The organism is Shewanella sp. SG44-2, from assembly GCF_014164215.1.
In the GTDB taxonomy this organism is placed as follows: Bacteria; Pseudomonadota; Gammaproteobacteria; order Enterobacterales; family Shewanellaceae; genus Shewanella; species Shewanella frigidimarina.
The window spans coordinates 92877-109996 of record NZ_JACJEU010000011.1 but is presented as its reverse complement, the minus strand read 5'-3'; the positions used below and the strand labels follow the sequence as shown (position 1 = coordinate 109996).

Below are 17120 nucleotides of genomic sequence, written 5' to 3'. Positions count from 1 at the left end.
TTTAGTCGTCGAATTCTTCACTAATATTAGGGTCAGGAAGTTTAACACGAAGTTGCACCAAGCGGCGGTTATCTGCGTTAATGACTTTGAACTCGATATTGTTGATGACAATGCTTTCATTACGTTCTGGTAAATGACCAAATGCATGCGACACCATACCACCGACAGTATCGAATTCTTCATCACTGAAATTGGTACCACAGGCTTCGTTGAAATCTTCAATTTCCGTCAGCGCTTTTACCATAAACACAGTGTTACTGAGTTTTTTAATTTCGGTGTCTTCAACTGAATTGTGGTCAAATTCATCTTCAATTTCACCAACGATTTCTTCGAGAATATCTTCAATAGTGACTAGACCTGACACTCCACCATATTCATCGACAACAATGGCCATATGGTAGCGCTGTGAGCGGAATTCTTTGAGCAGTACATCGACTCTTTTACTTTCAGGAACGACCACGGCAGGTCGAATCACTTGGGCAAGAGTGAAAGATTCATCAGATTGTTTAAATCCGTATTTGATCAAATCTTTAGCCAGTAAAATGCCTTCAATATGATCTTTGTCTTCATTAACAACAGGGAAGCGAGAGTGACCGGAATCCATGACGATTTCTAAAAACTCATCGACGGTCGAGTCTATTTGAATGGTAACAATTTGCGATCTTGGGATCATGATGTCGCGCACACGAAGGTCGGAAACCTCTAATACACCTTTAATCATTTCGCGAGTATCTTCGGTGATGAGGTCACGCATTTCTGCACCTGCTATGACATCAACTAAATCTTCGCGATTTTGAGGTTCGCCCTGAAATAATTGGTTAATTTTATCGAACCAGCTCTTCTTGTGGGCGTTTGTACTCGGGGGGATATCGTCACTCATAATATTTACCTAAACAAGGGTATCTATAAGATATACCTTGTTTATTTATGCTTCCTTATAGGGATTGTCAAAACCTAAGCCTTCAACAAGTTGGGTCTCTAATGACTCCATCTCATCGGCTTCTTCGTCGATAATATGGTCATAGCCCAGCAAATGCAAGCTACCGTGTATGACCATGTGTGCCCAGTGAGCGATTAGCGGTTTATTTTGCTCAATTGCTTCTTGTTCCACCACTGGTGCGCAGATAACGAGGTCACCCAATAATGGCAATTCAACTTCTGGCGGCGCTTCAAACGGAAACGACAATACGTTAGTTGGCTTGTCTTTACCGCGATAAGTTGAATTGAGCTGCTGACTCTCGGCAATATCAACAATACGAATAGTTAACTCTACTACTGGCATTGTTTGGCCAATAGCGGCTCGAACCCAAGTTTCAAACTCAGCTTGAGTTGGTAAGCGTGGATTATCGACTGCAATTTGTAGGTCGAGATCTAATGATATCCCTTGCTGGCTCATTGAGCACTTTCCTCTTTATCTATTAGCTGACGTTTCTGTTCACGTTCGCGATAAGCTTGTTCTTTGATGGCTTTTTGAATTTGCTCTTGTTGCTCGAATGCTTCATACGCTTCAACGATACGAGCAACAACAGGGTGACGGACCACATCTTGGGCAATAAAGAAATTAAAGCTGATCTCAGGTACCTCGCTGAGCACCTCAATGGCGTGACGTAGGCCTGATTTTTGGCTACGAGGTAAATCTATTTGAGTAATGTCGCCAGTGATCACCGCACGAGAATTAAACCCAATACGGGTTAAGAACATTTTCATTTGTTCAACAGTGGTGTTTTGGGCTTCATCTAAAATAATGAAAGCATCATTGAGAGTCCGGCCGCGCATGTAAGCGAGCGGGGCGACTTCAATTACGCCGCGTTCAATCAGTTTTTCAACTTTCTCAAAACCCATCATCTCAAATAAGGCATCATAAAGTGGGCGTAAATATGGGTCGACTTTCTGGCTTAAATCGCCCGGTAAAAAACCGAGTTTCTCGCCAGCTTCAACCGCTGGACGAGTTAGTAGAATACGACGCACTTCTTGACGCTCATAGGCATCAACCGCCGCCGCAACAGCAAGGTAAGTTTTACCTGTACCAGCAGGGCCAATACCAAAACTGATGTCGTGCCCCGTGATATTATGCATGTACACACTTTGATTGGGTGTACGAGGTTTAATTACGCCACGCTTAGTTTTAATATGGATGCTACTGTCGTCAGAGTCTTGCAGTGCTTCAAGGTTAATGGCTTCTTGAATGGCTAAATGCACCACTTCAGGTTCTAAGTCTGGCGTACTGCCTTTGATTGTTTGGGTTTCTATGTATAACTGACGCAACAAGTTATTGGCATTGAGCGCATTACGTGGCAGTCCAACAATAGTGAAGTGGTTATCTTTATGAATAATCTCAACACCTAATCGGCGTTCGAGTTGTTTGATGTTGTCATCAAATGGGCCACATAATGAGACGAGGCGGCGAGTATCTGAAGGTTCTAGATACAAATTCATGGTGGTGACTTTAGTGGTCAAATAAGGCTCCAGGTTTCGGTCTTGGACAACAAAATAATAGCGTTAAAATGCCATTTAGTAATAATGACAGTTTACGAGTCTCTGTATCGAATTACCATAATATGACCAATTTTAGGCAAAATTAAAGGCGGACAAGCCGCCTTTAGTATCATCTTAAGCAACAAACATGAATTACGGCTTAAAGTGGGTCACACCTAATGCGTCATCTTGCTTGTGTTTAGCCAGAATTTCAGCCGGACGTAAACTGCGACGTAAATCCATTTCATTTTCACCACGGACAAATTCACCGCGTAATGAGTTGGTATAAACATCAACAATTTTCACATCAACGAAACTACCTATATGAGTGTGAGCGGCTTCAAAGTTAACCACACGACTGTTTTCAGTTCGACCGCGAAGTTCCATTGGATTCTTCACTGAAGGACCTTCAACTAAAATACGTTGAACAGTGCCCAGCATTTGACGGCTATAACGCATTGCTTGTTGGGTAATACGGTCTTGTAAAATGGCTAAACGTTGCTTCTTTTCTTCGTCGCTAACATCATCAGGCAAATCTGCCGCAGGCGTGCCTGGACGAGCGCTGTAGATAAAGCTAAAGCTGTGGTCAAACGCAACATCTTCAATCAGTTTCATGGTATCAGCGAAATCGTCTTTAGATTCACCAGGGAAACCAATAATAAAATCTGAGCTAATTTGAATATCAGGGCGAGCTTTACGCAAGCGACGAATAATCGATTTATACTCAATCGCCATGTGACCGCGTTTCATTTGGGTCAAAATACGATCCGAACCCGATTGCACCGGTAAATGCAGGAAGCTCACCAATTCAGGCGTGTCTTCATACACATCGATAATGTCTTGGGTGAATTCAATTGGGTGGCTAGTGGTAAAACGCAGACGGTCGATACCATCAATTGAGGCCACTAGGCGCAATAATTCCGCAAAGGTACATATCTCATCATCATGAGTTGCACCGCGATACGCGTTAACGTTTTGCCCCAATAAATTCACTTCACGTACACCTTGGGCGGCTAATTGAGCCACTTCAAGAATAACGTCATCTAACGGACGGCTGACTTCTTCACCGCGGGTATAAGGTACCACGCAGAAAGAACAGTACTTACTGCAACCTTCCATAATTGATACGAACGCGGTTGGACCATCAGCGCGAGGCTCAGGAAGACGATCGAACTTCTCAATTTCTGGGAAACTGATATCAATCACAGCTTTTTCGCCGCGTTGAATTTGTTCAATCATCTCAGGTAAACGGTGTAAGGTTTGTGGACCAAAGATAATATCAACGCATTGAGCGCGATCTTTAATTGCTTTACCTTCTTGCGAGGCAACACAACCGCCGACCCCAATAATTAGATTAGGATTTTTATCTTTTAAAGATTTCCAACGCCCTAGCTGATGGAATACCTTCTCCTGTGCTTTTTCACGAATAGAGCAAGTATTTAGCAGCAGAACATCTGCTTCGCTTGCATCCTCGGTCAAGGTATATCCTTGATAGTCGTCTAATAAATCGGCCATCTTTGATGAGTCATACTCATTCATTTGACAGCCCCAGGTTTTAATATGAAGTTTTTTACTCATCAGTGCTCGCCAGTAAATCACAGTAAAAATAGCGCGACATTTTACCTGTTGTCAGGCGGTCTGGCTAGCACTAGTGCAAGTTTCACTCATTTGAATCTAAACTTTGTAATAGCCTTGAAAATAGTAATGATTTATCGTTGGCGTTAAACGTGATTGATTGCTCGGAGTAAAAACCAAATTCCGCAGCCATTTGGCGACTTTGTTGCTGGACTTGAATGAGATTACTTTGGCTTAAATCACGATTAAAGCTGAGCAACATTTCCGTGGTTTGTTGATATAGGGCATAATCGAATGCATTACGATATGTCACTGTAATGGTTTCAATGGAACCTACGTTTGTTGCAGCTTGAGTGATTAAGTTATTTTTGGGATTATTAGCAGCGGCATTCGTCGACAGTACTAATGAGCAACCTATGATTGTGGTGATCACAACTGTGGCAATCAAACCATAGCGAATGTCATGGCGTACAAATTGATGGTGACTGTTCATGATGTCCTCTCTTGATTACGTAAAGTGGATCAATTAATGAGACAGTCACAGTATATAGAATCGTTTATTGATTGATTTTTGTTCATTGTAAGCAGATGTAGGTAAAAGCCGTTATAGCAACATTTGGTCATGCTTTAGCTCTTATAGACATATCTATACATATATTGACCGCAGTTCACTGTCATATTAAACAGAAATCATCTCACTATTTATGGATGCCAATACAATGCAAGATGCTTCATTCACATCAACGAACACCTCTGGTAACGCTAATTATGATGTTGTCGTTGTTGGCGGCGGAATGGTCGGTGCGGCTGCTGCGATTGGATTAGGTCAGTTAGGGCTCAATGTCGCAGTGATTGAATCTCGCCAACCACAACCTTATGATCCTTTACAGCCTTTAGATGTGCGAGTATCGGCAATTAGTGTGGCATCTGAGCAATTGTTAACGCGTCTTGGTGTTATGGATGAGCTGCTAACCATGCGCCATGCACCTTATACAGGTTTAGAAACGTGGGAGCTCGATGGCTGCCTTACTGCATTTAGCGCCGAACAAGTTGATCAGTCGCACTTAGGCTACTTTTTTGAAAACCGTGTAATTCAATTAAGCCTATGGCAACAAATCTATAAAATGGACAACATCACCTTATTGTGTCCAGCAAAAGTGATGCAGTTTTCTCGTTTAAGGGACTGTCATCAAGTCGGTATTTTGCTCGATAATGGCGACATGCTTACTACAACATTACTTGTCGGTGCTGATGGGGCTAACTCGCAAGTGCGCCAATGGGCTGGTATTGGTTTGACTGGTTGGGATTACGTCCAATCGGCGATGTTAATCAATATTAATACTCAAACTCCGCAGCAATCAATTACCTGGCAGCAATTTACTCCAGCTGGACCGAGAAGCTTATTGCCGCTGCCTGGAAATCATGCTTCATTAGTGTGGTATGACGATGCCAATCGTATTAAACAGTTATCTCAACTGAGCGATCTACAACTTGCCGAACAAATTAGACTGCATTTCCCATCGAGATTAGACCCTGATTTTACTGTTGAAAATCGTGGTAGTTTTCCATTAACTCGGCGCCATGCACAACAATATTATCAAGATAATCTGGTTATTATTGGCGATGCGGCTCACACGATTAATCCATTAGCTGGCCAAGGCGTTAATATTGGTTTTAAAGATGTCGATGTGCTGGTGGCTCAAATTGCTAATGCTATTGGATCGGGTGGCACATGGTGGGATAGCAAGGTATTAAAGCGTTATCAGCAAGCGCGATATTATGATAATCAATTGATGATGACCGCAATGGATGCTTTTTATGCCGGTTTTAGTAACAATTTATTGCCATTAAAATTACTGCGTAATGGCGCGTTAAAACTGGCCAACATCGACTCACCGCTAAAACGTAAAGTATTGAAGTACGCGCTTGGGCTGAATTAAACTATTGGTTGGCTACATGAGCAATTTGGTCGCTAGGCTTCTTACGCAATAAACATGGCTTTTATAAAGAGTCGCCAACAGTAAAGCATGAGCGGCTTTGAATGATTACATTATGAGTGAAATTGGTATAAAATGCCGCGTTTTGCATCATGTGTATTTTGATGTACCCCATGAAGGCATTTAGCAGCATTGTTTGCTAATAAACTGACTAGGTTGTGATGAGTAACATTAAATTGATTGTCGGATTGGCAAATCCGGGTGCTGAATACGCACAAACTCGCCATAACGCTGGTGCATGGTACGTGCAAGAACTAGCGCGCATCTGTAATATCCCCTTGGTTGCAGAGAGTAAATATTTTGGTGTCACAGCTCGTGCAACTTTGCATGGCAGGGATGTTCGTTTATTGATCCCGACAACGTATATGAACTTAAGCGGTAAGTCGGTTGCAGCATTAGCCAATTTTTTCCGTATTTTACCTGAAGAAATCTTAGTCGCCCATGATGAGCTGGATATGGATCCTGGTGTGGCTAAATTCAAGTTAGGCGGTGGCCATGGTGGTCATAATGGCTTAAAAGACATTATTGCCAGTTTAGGTAACGACAAAAACTTTCATCGTTTGCGCATTGGCATTGGCCATCCAGGCGATAAAAACAAAGTCAGCGGCTACGTACTGGGCAGGGCGCCAGCGGTAGAGCAAGAGCGAATAAATGCCGCGATTGATGAAGCGGTGCGTTCAACCGAGATTTTATTTAACCAAGACATGGCGAAAGCTATGCATAGATTACATTCGTTCAAAGCAGAATAAGCCAAGCGAGTTTTGTTTTAACACCCTTTCGACATCATTATCCAATGGGATAATTCTACATATATAAAGGTAAGCATATGGGTTTTAAATGCGGCATTGTTGGTCTGCCAAACGTAGGTAAGTCAACGTTGTTTAATGCGTTAACACAAGCGGGTATTGAAGCGGCAAACTTTCCGTTTTGCACTATTGAGCCAAACACGGGTGTGGTACCGGTACCAGATGCACGTCTTGATGCGTTAGCTGCTATTGTTAAACCTCAACGTATTTTACCTACTTCTATGGAGTTCGTTGATATCGCTGGTCTAGTGGCTGGTGCATCGAAAGGTGAAGGCTTAGGTAACAAGTTTTTAGCTAACATTCGTGAAACTGATGCAATTGGTCACGTAGTACGTTGTTTTGAAGATCCAAACATTGTTCACGTAGCCAACAAAATTGACCCAGCTGGCGATATTGAAGTCATTAATACTGAGTTAGCTCTAGCAGACTTAGACGCATGCGAACGTGCTATTTTTCGTCAAGCTAAGCGTGCTAAAGGCGGCGACGGTGATGCGAAATTTGAAGTCGCAGTACTTGAAAAAATGCGTCCAGTGTTAAACGAAGGCCAAATGTTGCGTTCGTTGGAATTAACTAAAGAAGAGTTAGCAGCCGTTGCATACCTTAACTTCTTGACCATTAAACCAACAATGTACATTGCTAACGTTGCTGACGATGGTTTTGAAAACAACCCTCATTTAGATGTTGTTCGTGCTATTGCCGCAACAGAAAATGCTATCGTTGTGCCTGTATGTGCTGCTATTGAGTCTGAATTAGCTGAAATGGAAGCTGATGACCGCGCAGAGTTTATGGCTGACCTTGGTTTAGAAGAGTCTGGTTTAGATCGCGTAATTCGTGCAGGTTACGAATTACTGAATCTGCAAACTTACTTTACTGCAGGTGTAAAAGAAGTTCGCGCATGGACAGTACCCGTTGGTGCTTCTGCCCCACAAGCTGCTGGTGTTATTCACACTGACTTCGAACGTGGCTTTATTCGTGCGCAAGTAATGGCATACGAAGACTTTATTACTTATAAGGGTGAAGCTGGCGCCAAAGATGCGGGTAAATTACGTGTTGAAGGTAAAACTTATGTCGTTAAAGATGGCGATGTAATGCATTTCTTATTTAACGTTTAAGTTTTATTAACGTTATCAAGAAACGATAAAGGGGCGTAAGGGAATTTAATCGGTGTTAATTGGGTTTATTTTGTCGATTCGGCATTCAGTTTGGTGAAGTTATAGCCGAACAAGTCGAATTGATGAAAATAGCGAAAAAAACCAGTTGACCTAGATAACCTGAATAAGCATAATACGCCCCGTTCCTCACCAAGAGGGATAGCAAGAAATAGTGGCAATATAGCTCAGCTGGTTAGAGCACAGCACTCATAATGCTGGGGTCGCAGGTTCAAGTCCCGCTATTGCTACCATCTATTTCTTACCCATCTGCTCAAGATGTTAAACTAGAGTGTTGTGCGGGAGTGGTGGAATTGGTAGACACGCCAGATTTAGGTTCTGGTGCCGCAAGGTGTGAGAGTTCAAGTCTCTCCTTCCGTACCATTTATTCGAGATATTGGCTTAGGCGAATGTTTCAAAAAGTTTGATTGGGATATCGCCAAGCGGTAAGGCACTGGGTTTTGATCTCAGCATTCCAAGGTTCGAATCCTTGTATCCCAGCCATTTATAAAGTTAGACAAGATTATTGGGATATCGCCAAGCGGTAAGGCACTGGGTTTTGATCTCAGCATTCCAAGGTTCGAATCCTTGTATCCCAGCCATCTTTGGCAATGTAGCTCAGCTGGTTAGAGCACAGCACTCATAATGCTGGGGTCGCAGGTTCAAGTCCCGCCATTGCTACCATATTTACTGGGTAGAGTGAGTTGTACTTACGTTAGCTGGTAAAGCAAAGTTTACTCTGAAATAAAAAGAGTATACTCTAAGTTAAAATTTGATGCGGGAATGGTGAAATTGGTAGACACGCCAGATTTAGGTTCTGGTGCCGCGAGGTGTGAGAGTTCAAGTCTCTCTTCCCGTACCATCAAATTTTAGTCAAAATTGTTTTTCATGTCTGTTTAAAAAATACTATTGGGATATCGCCAAGCGGTAAGGCACTGGGTTTTGATCTCAGCATTCCAAGGTTCGAATCCTTGTATCCCAGCCAAATTCTAAAAAGCCCGTCTTATAGACGGGCTTTTTGCTGTGTTTTTTCAGTAAAATGTTTTCAGCAAAATTTTTTGATCATATTGAAGCCTGTTGATGTGAATGCCACTCAAAGAAAATCACCCCTTAGCCTTACTCCATGTGCTATCAACTTACTCTGAATGAGCAGATAATTAATACAATCGGTATTGTTTATCAATAGTATTTTCCTATCAACGTTATTGATTCTATCGGTTATCTATTTTACTTACTGTTGTTTAGAATTGTCTTATGCAGTGAATATTTTTAGAAAGGCTTATCCATGGACGTCCTAACACCAACACCATTAACGTATCCTTATGAAGCATCACGCCCCAAGATGGCGCTGATTGCTGAAGGCGGTGGTCAGCGAGGGATATTCACCGCTGGTGTGTTAGATGCGTGGTTAGATAATGATTTTGATCCCTTCGATTTATTCATAGGCACATCTGCAGGTTCACAAAATCTCACGAGCTTTTTATCTCGCCAGAAAGGCTATGCCAAGCGGTTAATCCGTGGATTATCACGGCATAAGCGATTTTACCAACTGGGCCGAGGATTAGTTGGAGGAAATGTTGTCGATTTGGATTGGTACTTTGATAAAACGACTCAAGGTAGCTTTGCCTTAGACTTTACCGCCGCCGCAAAATCATTGGGACAACGCGAGTTATTGATCACCGCAACTAACTCACGCGATCGACAAGGTTATTTCTTACGCCCAAATGGTGATAATGACCACTGGCGCGAATTACTTAAAGCCTCAAGTGCATTACCTTTTCTATATAAGCAGGGGGTTAAACTTGCGCCCTGGTTAACCGCCAGTGCCGCTAATCAAGTTCATACCAACTATGATTACCCTCAAGCTGACTTTTACCTTGATGGTGGACTGGCAGCGCCGTTACCAGTTCGTGAAGCATATCGTCGTGGAGCGCGAAAAATTGTGGTTATTCGTACTGTTAATGCAGATTTTCATGCTCAATCTGCTTGGGTACATAAATTAAAATCATGGATTTGTGTGTCAGGTTATTGTCCCAAAACCATAGATTACTTGGCTCAGCATGAACAAGCTTACGAACAAGAGCTCGCGTTTATCGCCAATCCACCTGATGATGTCGAGATCATTCAAATTTTTGCTGATGATAATCTTCAAAGCAAATTGTTGGGCAGCACAGATATGGACTTACGCCATGATTATCAAACGGGTATTACAGCAGGTAATGCTTTTTTACACACTCAAAAGGCATTCTATTCAACACATTCTTTGCATGCTCAGCCGCCGCTAGAGTCGCTTACGATCATGCAAAGCATGACAGCTTAAATGAATCTGGTTTTGGTTTTGCAGCCAACGCTGAGGTGATTATATTGACTCAATAATTCACTTTGGGTTGAATTTTTTAATGTTGCAGAACGATTTGACGGTTAATGTTAAACATCAGTTGTTCAACACTGACTAACATTTGGTAATAGAGGTTAGGAGTCTTTCTCAAATAAGGTAGATAAAATATTTTTGCGATATTTACCCAAACAAAAACGCACTCGTAAGAGTGCGTTTAGTTGTTTCACTCACTAAAGATGATTAGTGGCGGAACATCGCAGAGATTGACTCTTCGTTACTAACGCGACGTATCGCTTCAGCTAGTACTGCAGACATTGTTAGCTGGGTCACTTTCGCCACTTTTAACATTTCAGGGCTTAATGGCACAGTGTCTGTCACGATAACTTCATCGATAACAGAGTTAGCAATATTTTCAGCAGCATTACCTGAGAATACCGGATGAGTAGCATAAGCGAACACGCGGTTAGCGCCATGTTCTTTCAATGCTTCAGCAGCTTTACATAAAGTGCCACCAGTATCGATCATGTCATCAACGATGATGCAATCACGGCCTTGAACATCACCAATAATATGCATTACTTGAGCAACGTTAGCTTGTGGACGACGCTTATCGATAATCGCAAGGTCAGAGTCATCTAATAGCTTGGCAACGGCACGAGCACGAACTACACCGCCAATATCAGGAGACACAACAACAGGATTTTCTAATTTCTTTGCCAACATGTCTTCAAGTAACACAGGGCTACCGAACACGTTATCAACAGGGACATCAAAGAAACCTTGAATTTGCTCAGCATGTAAGTCACAAGTCAATACGCGGTCAACACCCACGCTTGACAAGAAATCTGCAACAACTTTTGCGGTAATTGGTACACGTGCACTGCGTACACGGCGGTCTTGACGAGCATAACCAAAGTACGGAATAACGGCAGTAATACGACCCGCTGATGCACGACGTAGCGCGTCAACCATTACAATAAGCTCCATGAGGTTATCGTTAGTTGGTGCGCAAGTAGATTGGATGATGAACACATCCGCACCACGTACATTCTCGTTTATTTGAACACTGATTTCACCGTCGCTGAAACGGCCTACAACTGCGTCGCCAAGTTTGCAAAATAAACGGTCGGCTATCTTGGCGGCTAGATTTGGGGTAGCGTTACCAGCAAAGAGCTTGATGTCGGGCACTTTATGAACCTCAGGTGTTTGCTTTACGATTAAAGGCTAGATCAATTTTACGTGTTGTCACTCAAAACTGACCCAGAAGAAATAATGTTGTTAGAGCTGCTCAAGCCGTATTTGTAATGGCGACTTGTTCATCCCCTTTGCAACAAAACCTTGCATATCAGCCGGTAATTTGGCTAAAGCGTCAAGGGCTTGTTGCGAATGTGTAAATTCCCCGAACACGCATGCACCTGTTCCGGTCATTCTCGACGGCGCATATTCTACCAGCCAGCTTAAGGCATTGGCAACTTGAGGGTGCTTAGTTGTGACCAGTTTCTGACAATCATTGCTCCATTGTTGAGTCATTAAACTGCTCATATCCAATTTTGGTGTGTTACGTGGCAAATCAGGATGTTGAAAAACGGCCTGGGTTGATACATGTACATCAGGGACAATAACTAAATACCATGACTCGGGTGGTTGTACTGTGATCAACTTCTCACCGACACCTTCGGCGAACGCAGATAAACCATTAATAAAAACAGGGACATCCGCACCAAGCGTTAAGCCAATTTCAGCTAGTTTATTGGGTGATATATTGGTTTTCCATAAGGCATTTAGCGCCACTAATGTGGTAGCTGCATCAGATGATCCGCCACCTAAACCACCCCCCATAGGCAACAATTTTTCTAACCAAATATGCGCGCCGCCTTCATATTGGGTGTAACGCTTGAGTGATTTTGCGGCCTTAAGAATTAAGTTATCGCTGTCAGCGACAGAATCGGACATCGTAGAATGGAGAATTAAATCTGGTGTGTCTGTGATATGAAAATCAAGGTAATCACAATGGTCAATAAATTGAAATAGCGTTTGTAGTTCATGATAGCCATCGGCTCGCTGGCCAGTTACATGCAAAAATAAATTCAGTTTTGCAGGAGCTGGCCAACTTTTGGATATCGCTGATTTGCGAGAGTTCGTCGATGTCATATTTTGTTAACTACCTTGTTATTAGCCAGCACTGAATATTAAACCCTATTTTGTTTTGGCTGCTACCGCTGTCCATTGATTAGTTTGAATTTTTATTTGCACATCTTCACGCTCAATCTTCAACAACCTAGGCACCTGCGCGCCGCTTTGTTGTTGCCAACCTAGAAAACTGACCACCCAATTGGCTTCAGGGTCGTGACTGATTAATTGTTTAATTGTGCCATCAGGATTATAGCTGACAATTTTATCATTGCTGCCAATTTGACCTGTGATCCATAAAGGAAGGCTATCAAGTGGGATTGACCATCCGCTAATACCGGTCAGTAAATCTTGAGCATTACTGTCGCGATAGGTTTTGCCGTCAACGTCAAGTGTCGCCATACCTTGATTTGTCTTAAGGGTTAATACTGTTGTGCCTAATACCGTTGTTAAGCGTAAATCATTAGCTTTCGGTTGGTGCAGCCAATACAAATTGGTACTGAATTTGTCTTCAGATGTCTTGACGGCAATTTTCCCTTGAAGTTCCCATGCTTTGGCTTGAGCCGCATTGGTCACATTGATAGGGCTAAAATCTTCAGATGGTGTGACACTACAACCGGCTAAGACAAGCAACACGGTAACGAGGGCGATATGAAATAAAGATGCAGATAAACGCAATGGATTGCCTAGCAGTTGCTTAAGATGTTCTTATGATACTGGGCTTAAGCCATTATGTAAAAATCCTTTTGCCAAAATTAATGTGATATTAATGTATTGGTTTACATAATAGATATGTGATCAATAAATAAAAATTTAGACATTTATTCCGTTTTGTTAAGCCAATTGTGTTTTTAGTTGGTTCAATTCAGTAGAATAGCCTAATTAACGTCACCGAAAAGAACTTGATACCGTCTAATGAGCCTAGTAATAATCGGGATAAACCATAAAACCGCCACGGTAGATTTGCGTGAAAAAGTCGCTTTCTCTCCAGACCGCATTCATGATGCCATGAAAAGCTTGGCCAGTCGCACCCGCACAGGTGAGGCTGTTATTGTGTCTACCTGTAACCGTACTGAGCTATATTGCAATAATGCTGAAAAGGAAGACATTATTGAATGGTTAGAGGATTATCATGGTTTAGATCATAGCGATTTAATGCCGTGTATCTATGCTTATGAAGAACAAGTAGCCGTCAAACATTTAATGCGGGTAGCATCGGGTTTAGATTCTCTGGTGCTTGGCGAGCCGCAAATTTTAGGGCAGGTCAAACAAGCGTTTGTGAAAGCCAAAGAAGCTGGCACTATCGCATTAACGATTGATCGTTTATTTCAAAATACTTTTTCTGTGGCTAAAAAAGTACGTACAGACACTGAGATCGGTGCCGCAGCAGTTTCTGTTGCCTTTGCCGCTGTTAGCATGGCGAAACATATTTTCTCATCATTGAGCACCACTAAAGTGTTACTCATTGGTGCCGGAGAAACCATTGAATTAGTTGCCAAGCACCTTAAAGATAATGGTGTTGCTTCTATGGTGGTGGCAAATCGTACTATTGAACGCGCTCAAGCCATGTGTGAAGAGTTTAATGCGACCGCAATTACCCTAGAACAAATACCAGACTTTCTCCCTAAAGCCGATATCGTGATATCCTCTACCGCCAGCCCTTTGCCTATTTTAGGTAAAGGAATGGTCGAAAAAGCGCTAAAACAGCGTCGTCACCAACCTATGTTGTTGGTGGATATTGCAGTTCCAAGAGATATTGAAGCAGAAGTCGGTGAGTTAGACGACGCATTCCTTTATACTGTAGACGATCTGCATAGCATAATTGAACAGAACATGGCTTCACGTAAAGAAGCCGCCGAGCAAGCAGAATTAATTACTGAAGATCAATCACACATATTTATGGAGTGGATTAGGTCTTTAGAGTCAGTCGACAGTATTCGCGAATATCGCAGCCAGAGCTTGGCTATTAAAGATGAATTAGTTGAACGTGCCTTGAATAAATTATCTCAAGGCAGTGATAGTGAACAAGTGATACTTGAGCTAGCCAATAGGCTGACCAATCGTTTGATACATTCACCTACACAAGCGCTCACTTCAGCAAGCCGTCAAGGCGATTTGAATACGTTAGGCCAATTAAGATCTGCGCTTGGTTTAGATAAAAACTAAGGTTAGCGAGCTAAATGAAAGAATCCGTTATCCGCAAGCTTGAAGGCTTGCTCGAGCGTAATGAAGAAGTATTAGCGTTACTCAGTGATGCTACCGTGATTTCGGATCAAGACCGTTTTCGTGGATTATCAAAAGAATATTCTCAACTTGAAGATGTTGTCAGTAGCTTTAAGGCATTTCAACAAGCTCAAAAAGATTTCGACTACGCCAAAGAGATGCTTGAAGAAGACGATCTTGAAATGCGCGAAATGGCGCAAGATGAGTATAAGCAGTCAAAGCAAGTGCTAGAAAAGCTTGAAGATGAATTACAAGTTTTACTATTGCCAACAGATCCTAACGATGACACCAACGCGTTTCTTGAAATTCGCGCCGGTGCAGGTGGTGATGAAGCAGCTATTTTTGCTGGTGACTTATACCGTATGTATTCACGTTACTGTGAAGCCAACCGTTGGCAAATGGAAGTCATGAATGTGAACGAAGGTGAACATGGTGGCTTTAAAGAAATCATTGTTAAAATAAGTGGTGACGGTGCTTACGGTAAATTAAAGTTTGAGTCTGGCGGACATCGTGTTCAACGTGTGCCTGAAACTGAATCTCAAGGCCGTGTACATACTTCGGCTTGTACTGTTGTAGTATTGCATGAAGTACCAGAGGCTGAAGCAATTTCGATTAATGCAGCAGACTTAAAAGTTGATACTTTCCGTGCGTCTGGTGCGGGTGGTCAGCACGTTAACAAAACCGATTCTGCCATTCGTATTACCCATATTCCATCAGGTATTATTGTCGAGTGTCAGGATCAACGTTCGCAGCATAAAAACCGTGCCCAAGCGATGAGTGTATTGGCCGCGCGTATTCAAGCTGTTGAAGATGAAAAAAGACGTAGTGCTGAAGAAACAACCCGACGTAGTTTAGTGGCCAGTGGTGATCGTTCTGAACGTATTAGAACCTACAATTACCCTCAAGGTCGTGTAAGTGATCATCGCATCAACTTAACGCTATACCGCTTGAATGAAGTCATGGAAGGCGATTTAAATGTCTTGCTTGATCCTATCATGCTAGAACATCAAGCAGACATGCTTGCAGCGTTAGCTGACGATTAAGGAGTGCTCTTGACTCAGTCTTCGTATTCAACAATTGCTGAAGCCCTGCAATGGGCTTATTCACAATTAGCTGCAACCTCTGAATCTGCACATGTGGATGCAGAGGCATTGCTATTGCATTGTATGAATAAAAATCGCAGTTTTTTATACACTTGGCCTGAGCGGCAGCTGACCAGCGAGCAATTTAAAGCTTATAGTCAGATGATCGCCAAACGTCAAAGTGGCACTCCGGTTGCGCATATTATTGGTGAGCGAGAGTTTTGGTCATTACCCTTCATTGTTAACGACTCCACCCTTATTCCACGGCCTGATACTGAAATTTTAGTAGAGACTGCATTGAACTTATCTGTGCGTCACAATGCCAAAGTATTGGATTTAGGCACTGGAACAGGAGCAATAGCATTAGCTTTAGCGTCTGAGCGCCCAAAATGGCGAATTACAGCCATTGATAAAGTGCCAGAGGCTGTGGAGCTTGCTAAAGCTAATCGCGGCAATCTTAATTTAACCGAAGTGGAAATTATCCAGTCGGATTGGTTTTCTGCGGTAGAACAGCGCGATTTTGATTTAATTGTGTCGAATCCTCCTTACATTGATGAAGCCGATGAGCATCTTCATTTAGGCGATGTTCGCTTTGAACCGCAAAGTGCACTCACCGCAGGCAATGAAGGGTATGCTGACTTGTATTACATTGCAGAGCAAGCAAGGGCTCATTTACTGCCCGGTGGTTACTTATTGCTTGAACATGGCTATGAGCAAGCAATCAAAGTACGTGAAAAACTGATTGAACTGGGTTATCAAAATGTCGCCACAGTACGAGACTTTGGCAGCAATGATCGATGTACGCTAGGACAATGGGCTGATTGATAATCCTGCCTTACTCGGCATTTCCCTTCTAAGTAAATAACACTCATCGCGATATTGGTATGTGGCTGGTTGATAGAGTAAACTAGCCACCTTTTATTTTGACCTTTTTAATGAGACTTAATTAATGGAAACATTTTACAGTTTATATCCAGCGGTAAAGCATACTCACATGATGCTAGTTGCCATGAGTGTGATCTTTTTTATCGTGCGTTTTGTTTTGCATTTACGCCAGTCTCCTATTATGGAAAAAAAGTTTGTTAAAGTGGCGCCACATGTCATTGATACCTTTTTATTACTATCAGGCTTCACTCTTTGCTTTATGATCAAACAATATCCTTTTGTTGATCCATGGATGACAGAAAAAATCATCTGTGTTGCGGCATACATTGCTTTAGGCATCATGGCACTTAAATCTAACCGTAATAAGCTGTTTAAGTTTTTTGCTTTTATCGGTGCAATTGGTTGGGTAGTGTTAGCGGCCAAACTGGCTCATTTTAAACAAGTCGTATTCATGGGTTAAT

Annotated in this window: 16 protein-coding genes and 7 tRNA genes; 15 read left to right on the top strand and 8 right to left on the bottom strand. The window is 42.4% G+C overall.

Going from position 1 to position 17120, the window contains the following annotated elements; translation table 11 throughout:
- Position 1: 1 nt before the first annotated feature.
- From corC to H5181_RS10815, 5 genes are all read right to left on the bottom strand, one after another.
- Entirely contained in the window at positions 2-880 is an 879-nt protein-coding gene (corC, locus tag H5181_RS10835) for a CNNM family magnesium/cobalt transport protein CorC (RefSeq protein WP_011636193.1), read from the bottom strand.
- A gap of 45 nt (positions 881-925) precedes the next feature.
- Positions 926-1396, bottom strand: coding sequence for an rRNA maturation RNase YbeY (ybeY, locus tag H5181_RS10830; RefSeq protein WP_102036018.1), 471 nt, complete (start codon positions 1394-1396; stop codon positions 926-928).
- Positions 1393-2457 carry a PhoH family protein gene (locus H5181_RS10825; RefSeq protein WP_123777337.1) on the bottom strand — a complete coding sequence of 355 codons (1065 nt, stop codon included), beginning with the start codon at positions 2455-2457 and terminating at the stop codon, positions 1393-1395. Before H5181_RS10825 ends, ybeY begins: the two co-directional genes overlap by 4 nt.
- Positions 2458-2628: 171 nt before the next feature.
- Positions 2629-4053, bottom strand: coding sequence for a tRNA (N6-isopentenyl adenosine(37)-C2)-methylthiotransferase MiaB (gene miaB, locus H5181_RS10820; protein ID WP_011636196.1), 1425 nt, complete (start codon positions 4051-4053; stop codon positions 2629-2631).
- An 82-nt stretch (positions 4054-4135) separates the two neighbouring features.
- On the bottom strand, positions 4136-4543 hold the full coding sequence (locus H5181_RS10815) for a hypothetical protein (protein ID WP_182751005.1): 408 nt from the start codon (positions 4541-4543) through the stop codon (positions 4136-4138).
- A gap of 226 nt (positions 4544-4769) precedes the next feature.
- Here H5181_RS10815 and H5181_RS10810 point away from each other — a divergent pair, with 226 nt between their 5' ends.
- The 11 genes from H5181_RS10810 (at position 4770) to H5181_RS10760 (ending at position 10321) form a co-directional block, all read left to right on the top strand.
- Positions 4770-5990 carry an FAD-dependent monooxygenase gene (locus H5181_RS10810; RefSeq protein ID WP_182751004.1) on the top strand — a complete coding sequence of 407 codons (1221 nt, stop codon included), beginning with the start codon at positions 4770-4772 and terminating at the stop codon, positions 5988-5990.
- A 218-nt stretch (positions 5991-6208) separates the two neighbouring features.
- Positions 6209-6796 carry an aminoacyl-tRNA hydrolase gene (gene pth / locus H5181_RS10805; RefSeq protein WP_123777334.1) on the top strand — a complete coding sequence of 196 codons (588 nt, stop codon included), beginning with the start codon at positions 6209-6211 and terminating at the stop codon, positions 6794-6796.
- 77 nt (positions 6797-6873) lie between these two features.
- Positions 6874-7965 carry a redox-regulated ATPase YchF gene (gene ychF, locus H5181_RS10800; protein WP_011636200.1) on the top strand — a complete coding sequence of 364 codons (1092 nt, stop codon included), beginning with the start codon at positions 6874-6876 and terminating at the stop codon, positions 7963-7965.
- A 213-nt stretch (positions 7966-8178) separates the two neighbouring features.
- Positions 8179-8255 (top strand) — tRNA-Met (locus H5181_RS10795).
- A 45-nt stretch (positions 8256-8300) separates the two neighbouring features.
- A tRNA-Leu gene (locus H5181_RS10790) sits at positions 8301-8385 on the top strand.
- 45 nt (positions 8386-8430) lie between these two features.
- Positions 8431-8505: transfer RNA gene (locus tag H5181_RS10785), tRNA-Gln, on the top strand.
- Between the two features lie 23 nt (positions 8506-8528).
- Positions 8529-8603 (top strand) — tRNA-Gln (locus H5181_RS10780).
- A gap of 5 nt (positions 8604-8608) precedes the next feature.
- Positions 8609-8685: transfer RNA gene (locus H5181_RS10775), tRNA-Met, on the top strand.
- 93 nt (positions 8686-8778) lie between these two features.
- Positions 8779-8863 (top strand) — tRNA-Leu (locus H5181_RS10770).
- Between the two features lie 48 nt (positions 8864-8911).
- Positions 8912-8986 (top strand) — tRNA-Gln (locus H5181_RS10765).
- A gap of 300 nt (positions 8987-9286) precedes the next feature.
- Entirely contained in the window at positions 9287-10321 is a 1035-nt protein-coding gene (locus H5181_RS10760; RefSeq protein ID WP_182751003.1) for a patatin family protein, read from the top strand.
- Between the two features lie 258 nt (positions 10322-10579).
- Here the strand turns inward: H5181_RS10760 and H5181_RS10755 are convergent, their stop codons facing one another.
- The 3 genes from H5181_RS10755 to lolB all read right to left on the bottom strand — a co-directional run bounded on the left by H5181_RS10755 (position 10580) and on the right by lolB (position 13147).
- Positions 10580-11527, bottom strand: coding sequence for a ribose-phosphate pyrophosphokinase (locus tag H5181_RS10755; RefSeq protein ID WP_011636202.1), 948 nt, complete (start codon positions 11525-11527; stop codon positions 10580-10582).
- 90 nt (positions 11528-11617) lie between these two features.
- Positions 11618-12490, bottom strand: coding sequence for a 4-(cytidine 5'-diphospho)-2-C-methyl-D-erythritol kinase (gene ispE, locus H5181_RS10750; protein WP_011636203.1), 873 nt, complete (start codon positions 12488-12490; stop codon positions 11618-11620).
- 45 nt (positions 12491-12535) lie between these two features.
- Positions 12536-13147, bottom strand: a complete 612-nt coding sequence (gene lolB, locus H5181_RS10745) for a lipoprotein insertase outer membrane protein LolB (protein WP_082707315.1) — start codon at positions 13145-13147, stop codon at positions 12536-12538.
- A gap of 237 nt (positions 13148-13384) precedes the next feature.
- On the opposite strand from lolB, the gene hemA reads away from it, so the two are divergent.
- The 4 genes from hemA (at position 13385) to H5181_RS10725 (ending at position 17119) form a co-directional block, all read left to right on the top strand.
- Positions 13385-14635, top strand: coding sequence for a glutamyl-tRNA reductase (gene hemA / locus H5181_RS10740; protein WP_123777332.1), 1251 nt, complete (start codon positions 13385-13387; stop codon positions 14633-14635).
- Between the two features lie 14 nt (positions 14636-14649).
- A complete protein-coding gene (prfA, locus tag H5181_RS10735) occupies positions 14650-15735 on the top strand; it encodes a peptide chain release factor 1 (RefSeq protein WP_011636206.1) in 1086 nt (361 codons plus the stop codon).
- Positions 15736-15744: 9 nt separating this feature from the next.
- Positions 15745-16599 (top strand): peptide chain release factor N(5)-glutamine methyltransferase, encoded by an 855-nt coding sequence (gene prmC / locus H5181_RS10730; RefSeq protein WP_123777331.1) that lies wholly within the window; start codon positions 15745-15747, stop codon positions 16597-16599.
- Between the two features lie 124 nt (positions 16600-16723).
- A complete protein-coding gene (locus H5181_RS10725; protein WP_011636208.1) occupies positions 16724-17119 on the top strand; it encodes a SirB2 family protein in 396 nt (131 codons plus the stop codon).
- The last annotated feature ends 1 nt before the right edge of the window (position 17120 follow it).

Bases quoted from the DNA above. Each gene is read 5' to 3' on its own strand.
- miaB (WP_011636196.1), bottom strand. From the start codon at position 4,053: ATGAGTAAAAAACTTCATATTAAAACCTGGGGCTGTCAAATGAATGAG.
- ychF (WP_011636200.1), top strand. From the start codon at position 6,874: ATGGGTTTTAAATGCGGCATTGTTGGTCTGCCAAACGTAGGTAAGTCA.
- hemA (WP_123777332.1), top strand. From the start codon at position 13,385: ATGAGCCTAGTAATAATCGGGATAAACCATAAAACCGCCACGGTAGAT.
- pth (WP_123777334.1), top strand. From the start codon at position 6,209: ATGAGTAACATTAAATTGATTGTCGGATTGGCAAATCCGGGTGCTGAA.
- prfA (WP_011636206.1), top strand. From the start codon at position 14,650: ATGAAAGAATCCGTTATCCGCAAGCTTGAAGGCTTGCTCGAGCGTAAT.
- H5181_RS10810 (WP_182751004.1), top strand. From the start codon at position 4,770: ATGCAAGATGCTTCATTCACATCAACGAACACCTCTGGTAACGCTAAT.
- H5181_RS10760 (WP_182751003.1), top strand. From the start codon at position 9,287: ATGGACGTCCTAACACCAACACCATTAACGTATCCTTATGAAGCATCA.
- H5181_RS10815 (WP_182751005.1), bottom strand. From the start codon at position 4,543: ATGAACAGTCACCATCAATTTGTACGCCATGACATTCGCTATGGTTTG.
- H5181_RS10725 (WP_011636208.1), top strand. From the start codon at position 16,724: ATGGAAACATTTTACAGTTTATATCCAGCGGTAAAGCATACTCACATG.
- ybeY (WP_102036018.1), bottom strand. From the start codon at position 1,396: ATGAGCCAGCAAGGGATATCATTAGATCTCGACCTACAAATTGCAGTC.
- corC (WP_011636193.1), bottom strand. From the start codon at position 880: ATGAGTGACGATATCCCCCCGAGTACAAACGCCCACAAGAAGAGCTGG.
- ispE (WP_011636203.1), bottom strand. From the start codon at position 12,490: ATGACATCGACGAACTCTCGCAAATCAGCGATATCCAAAAGTTGGCCA.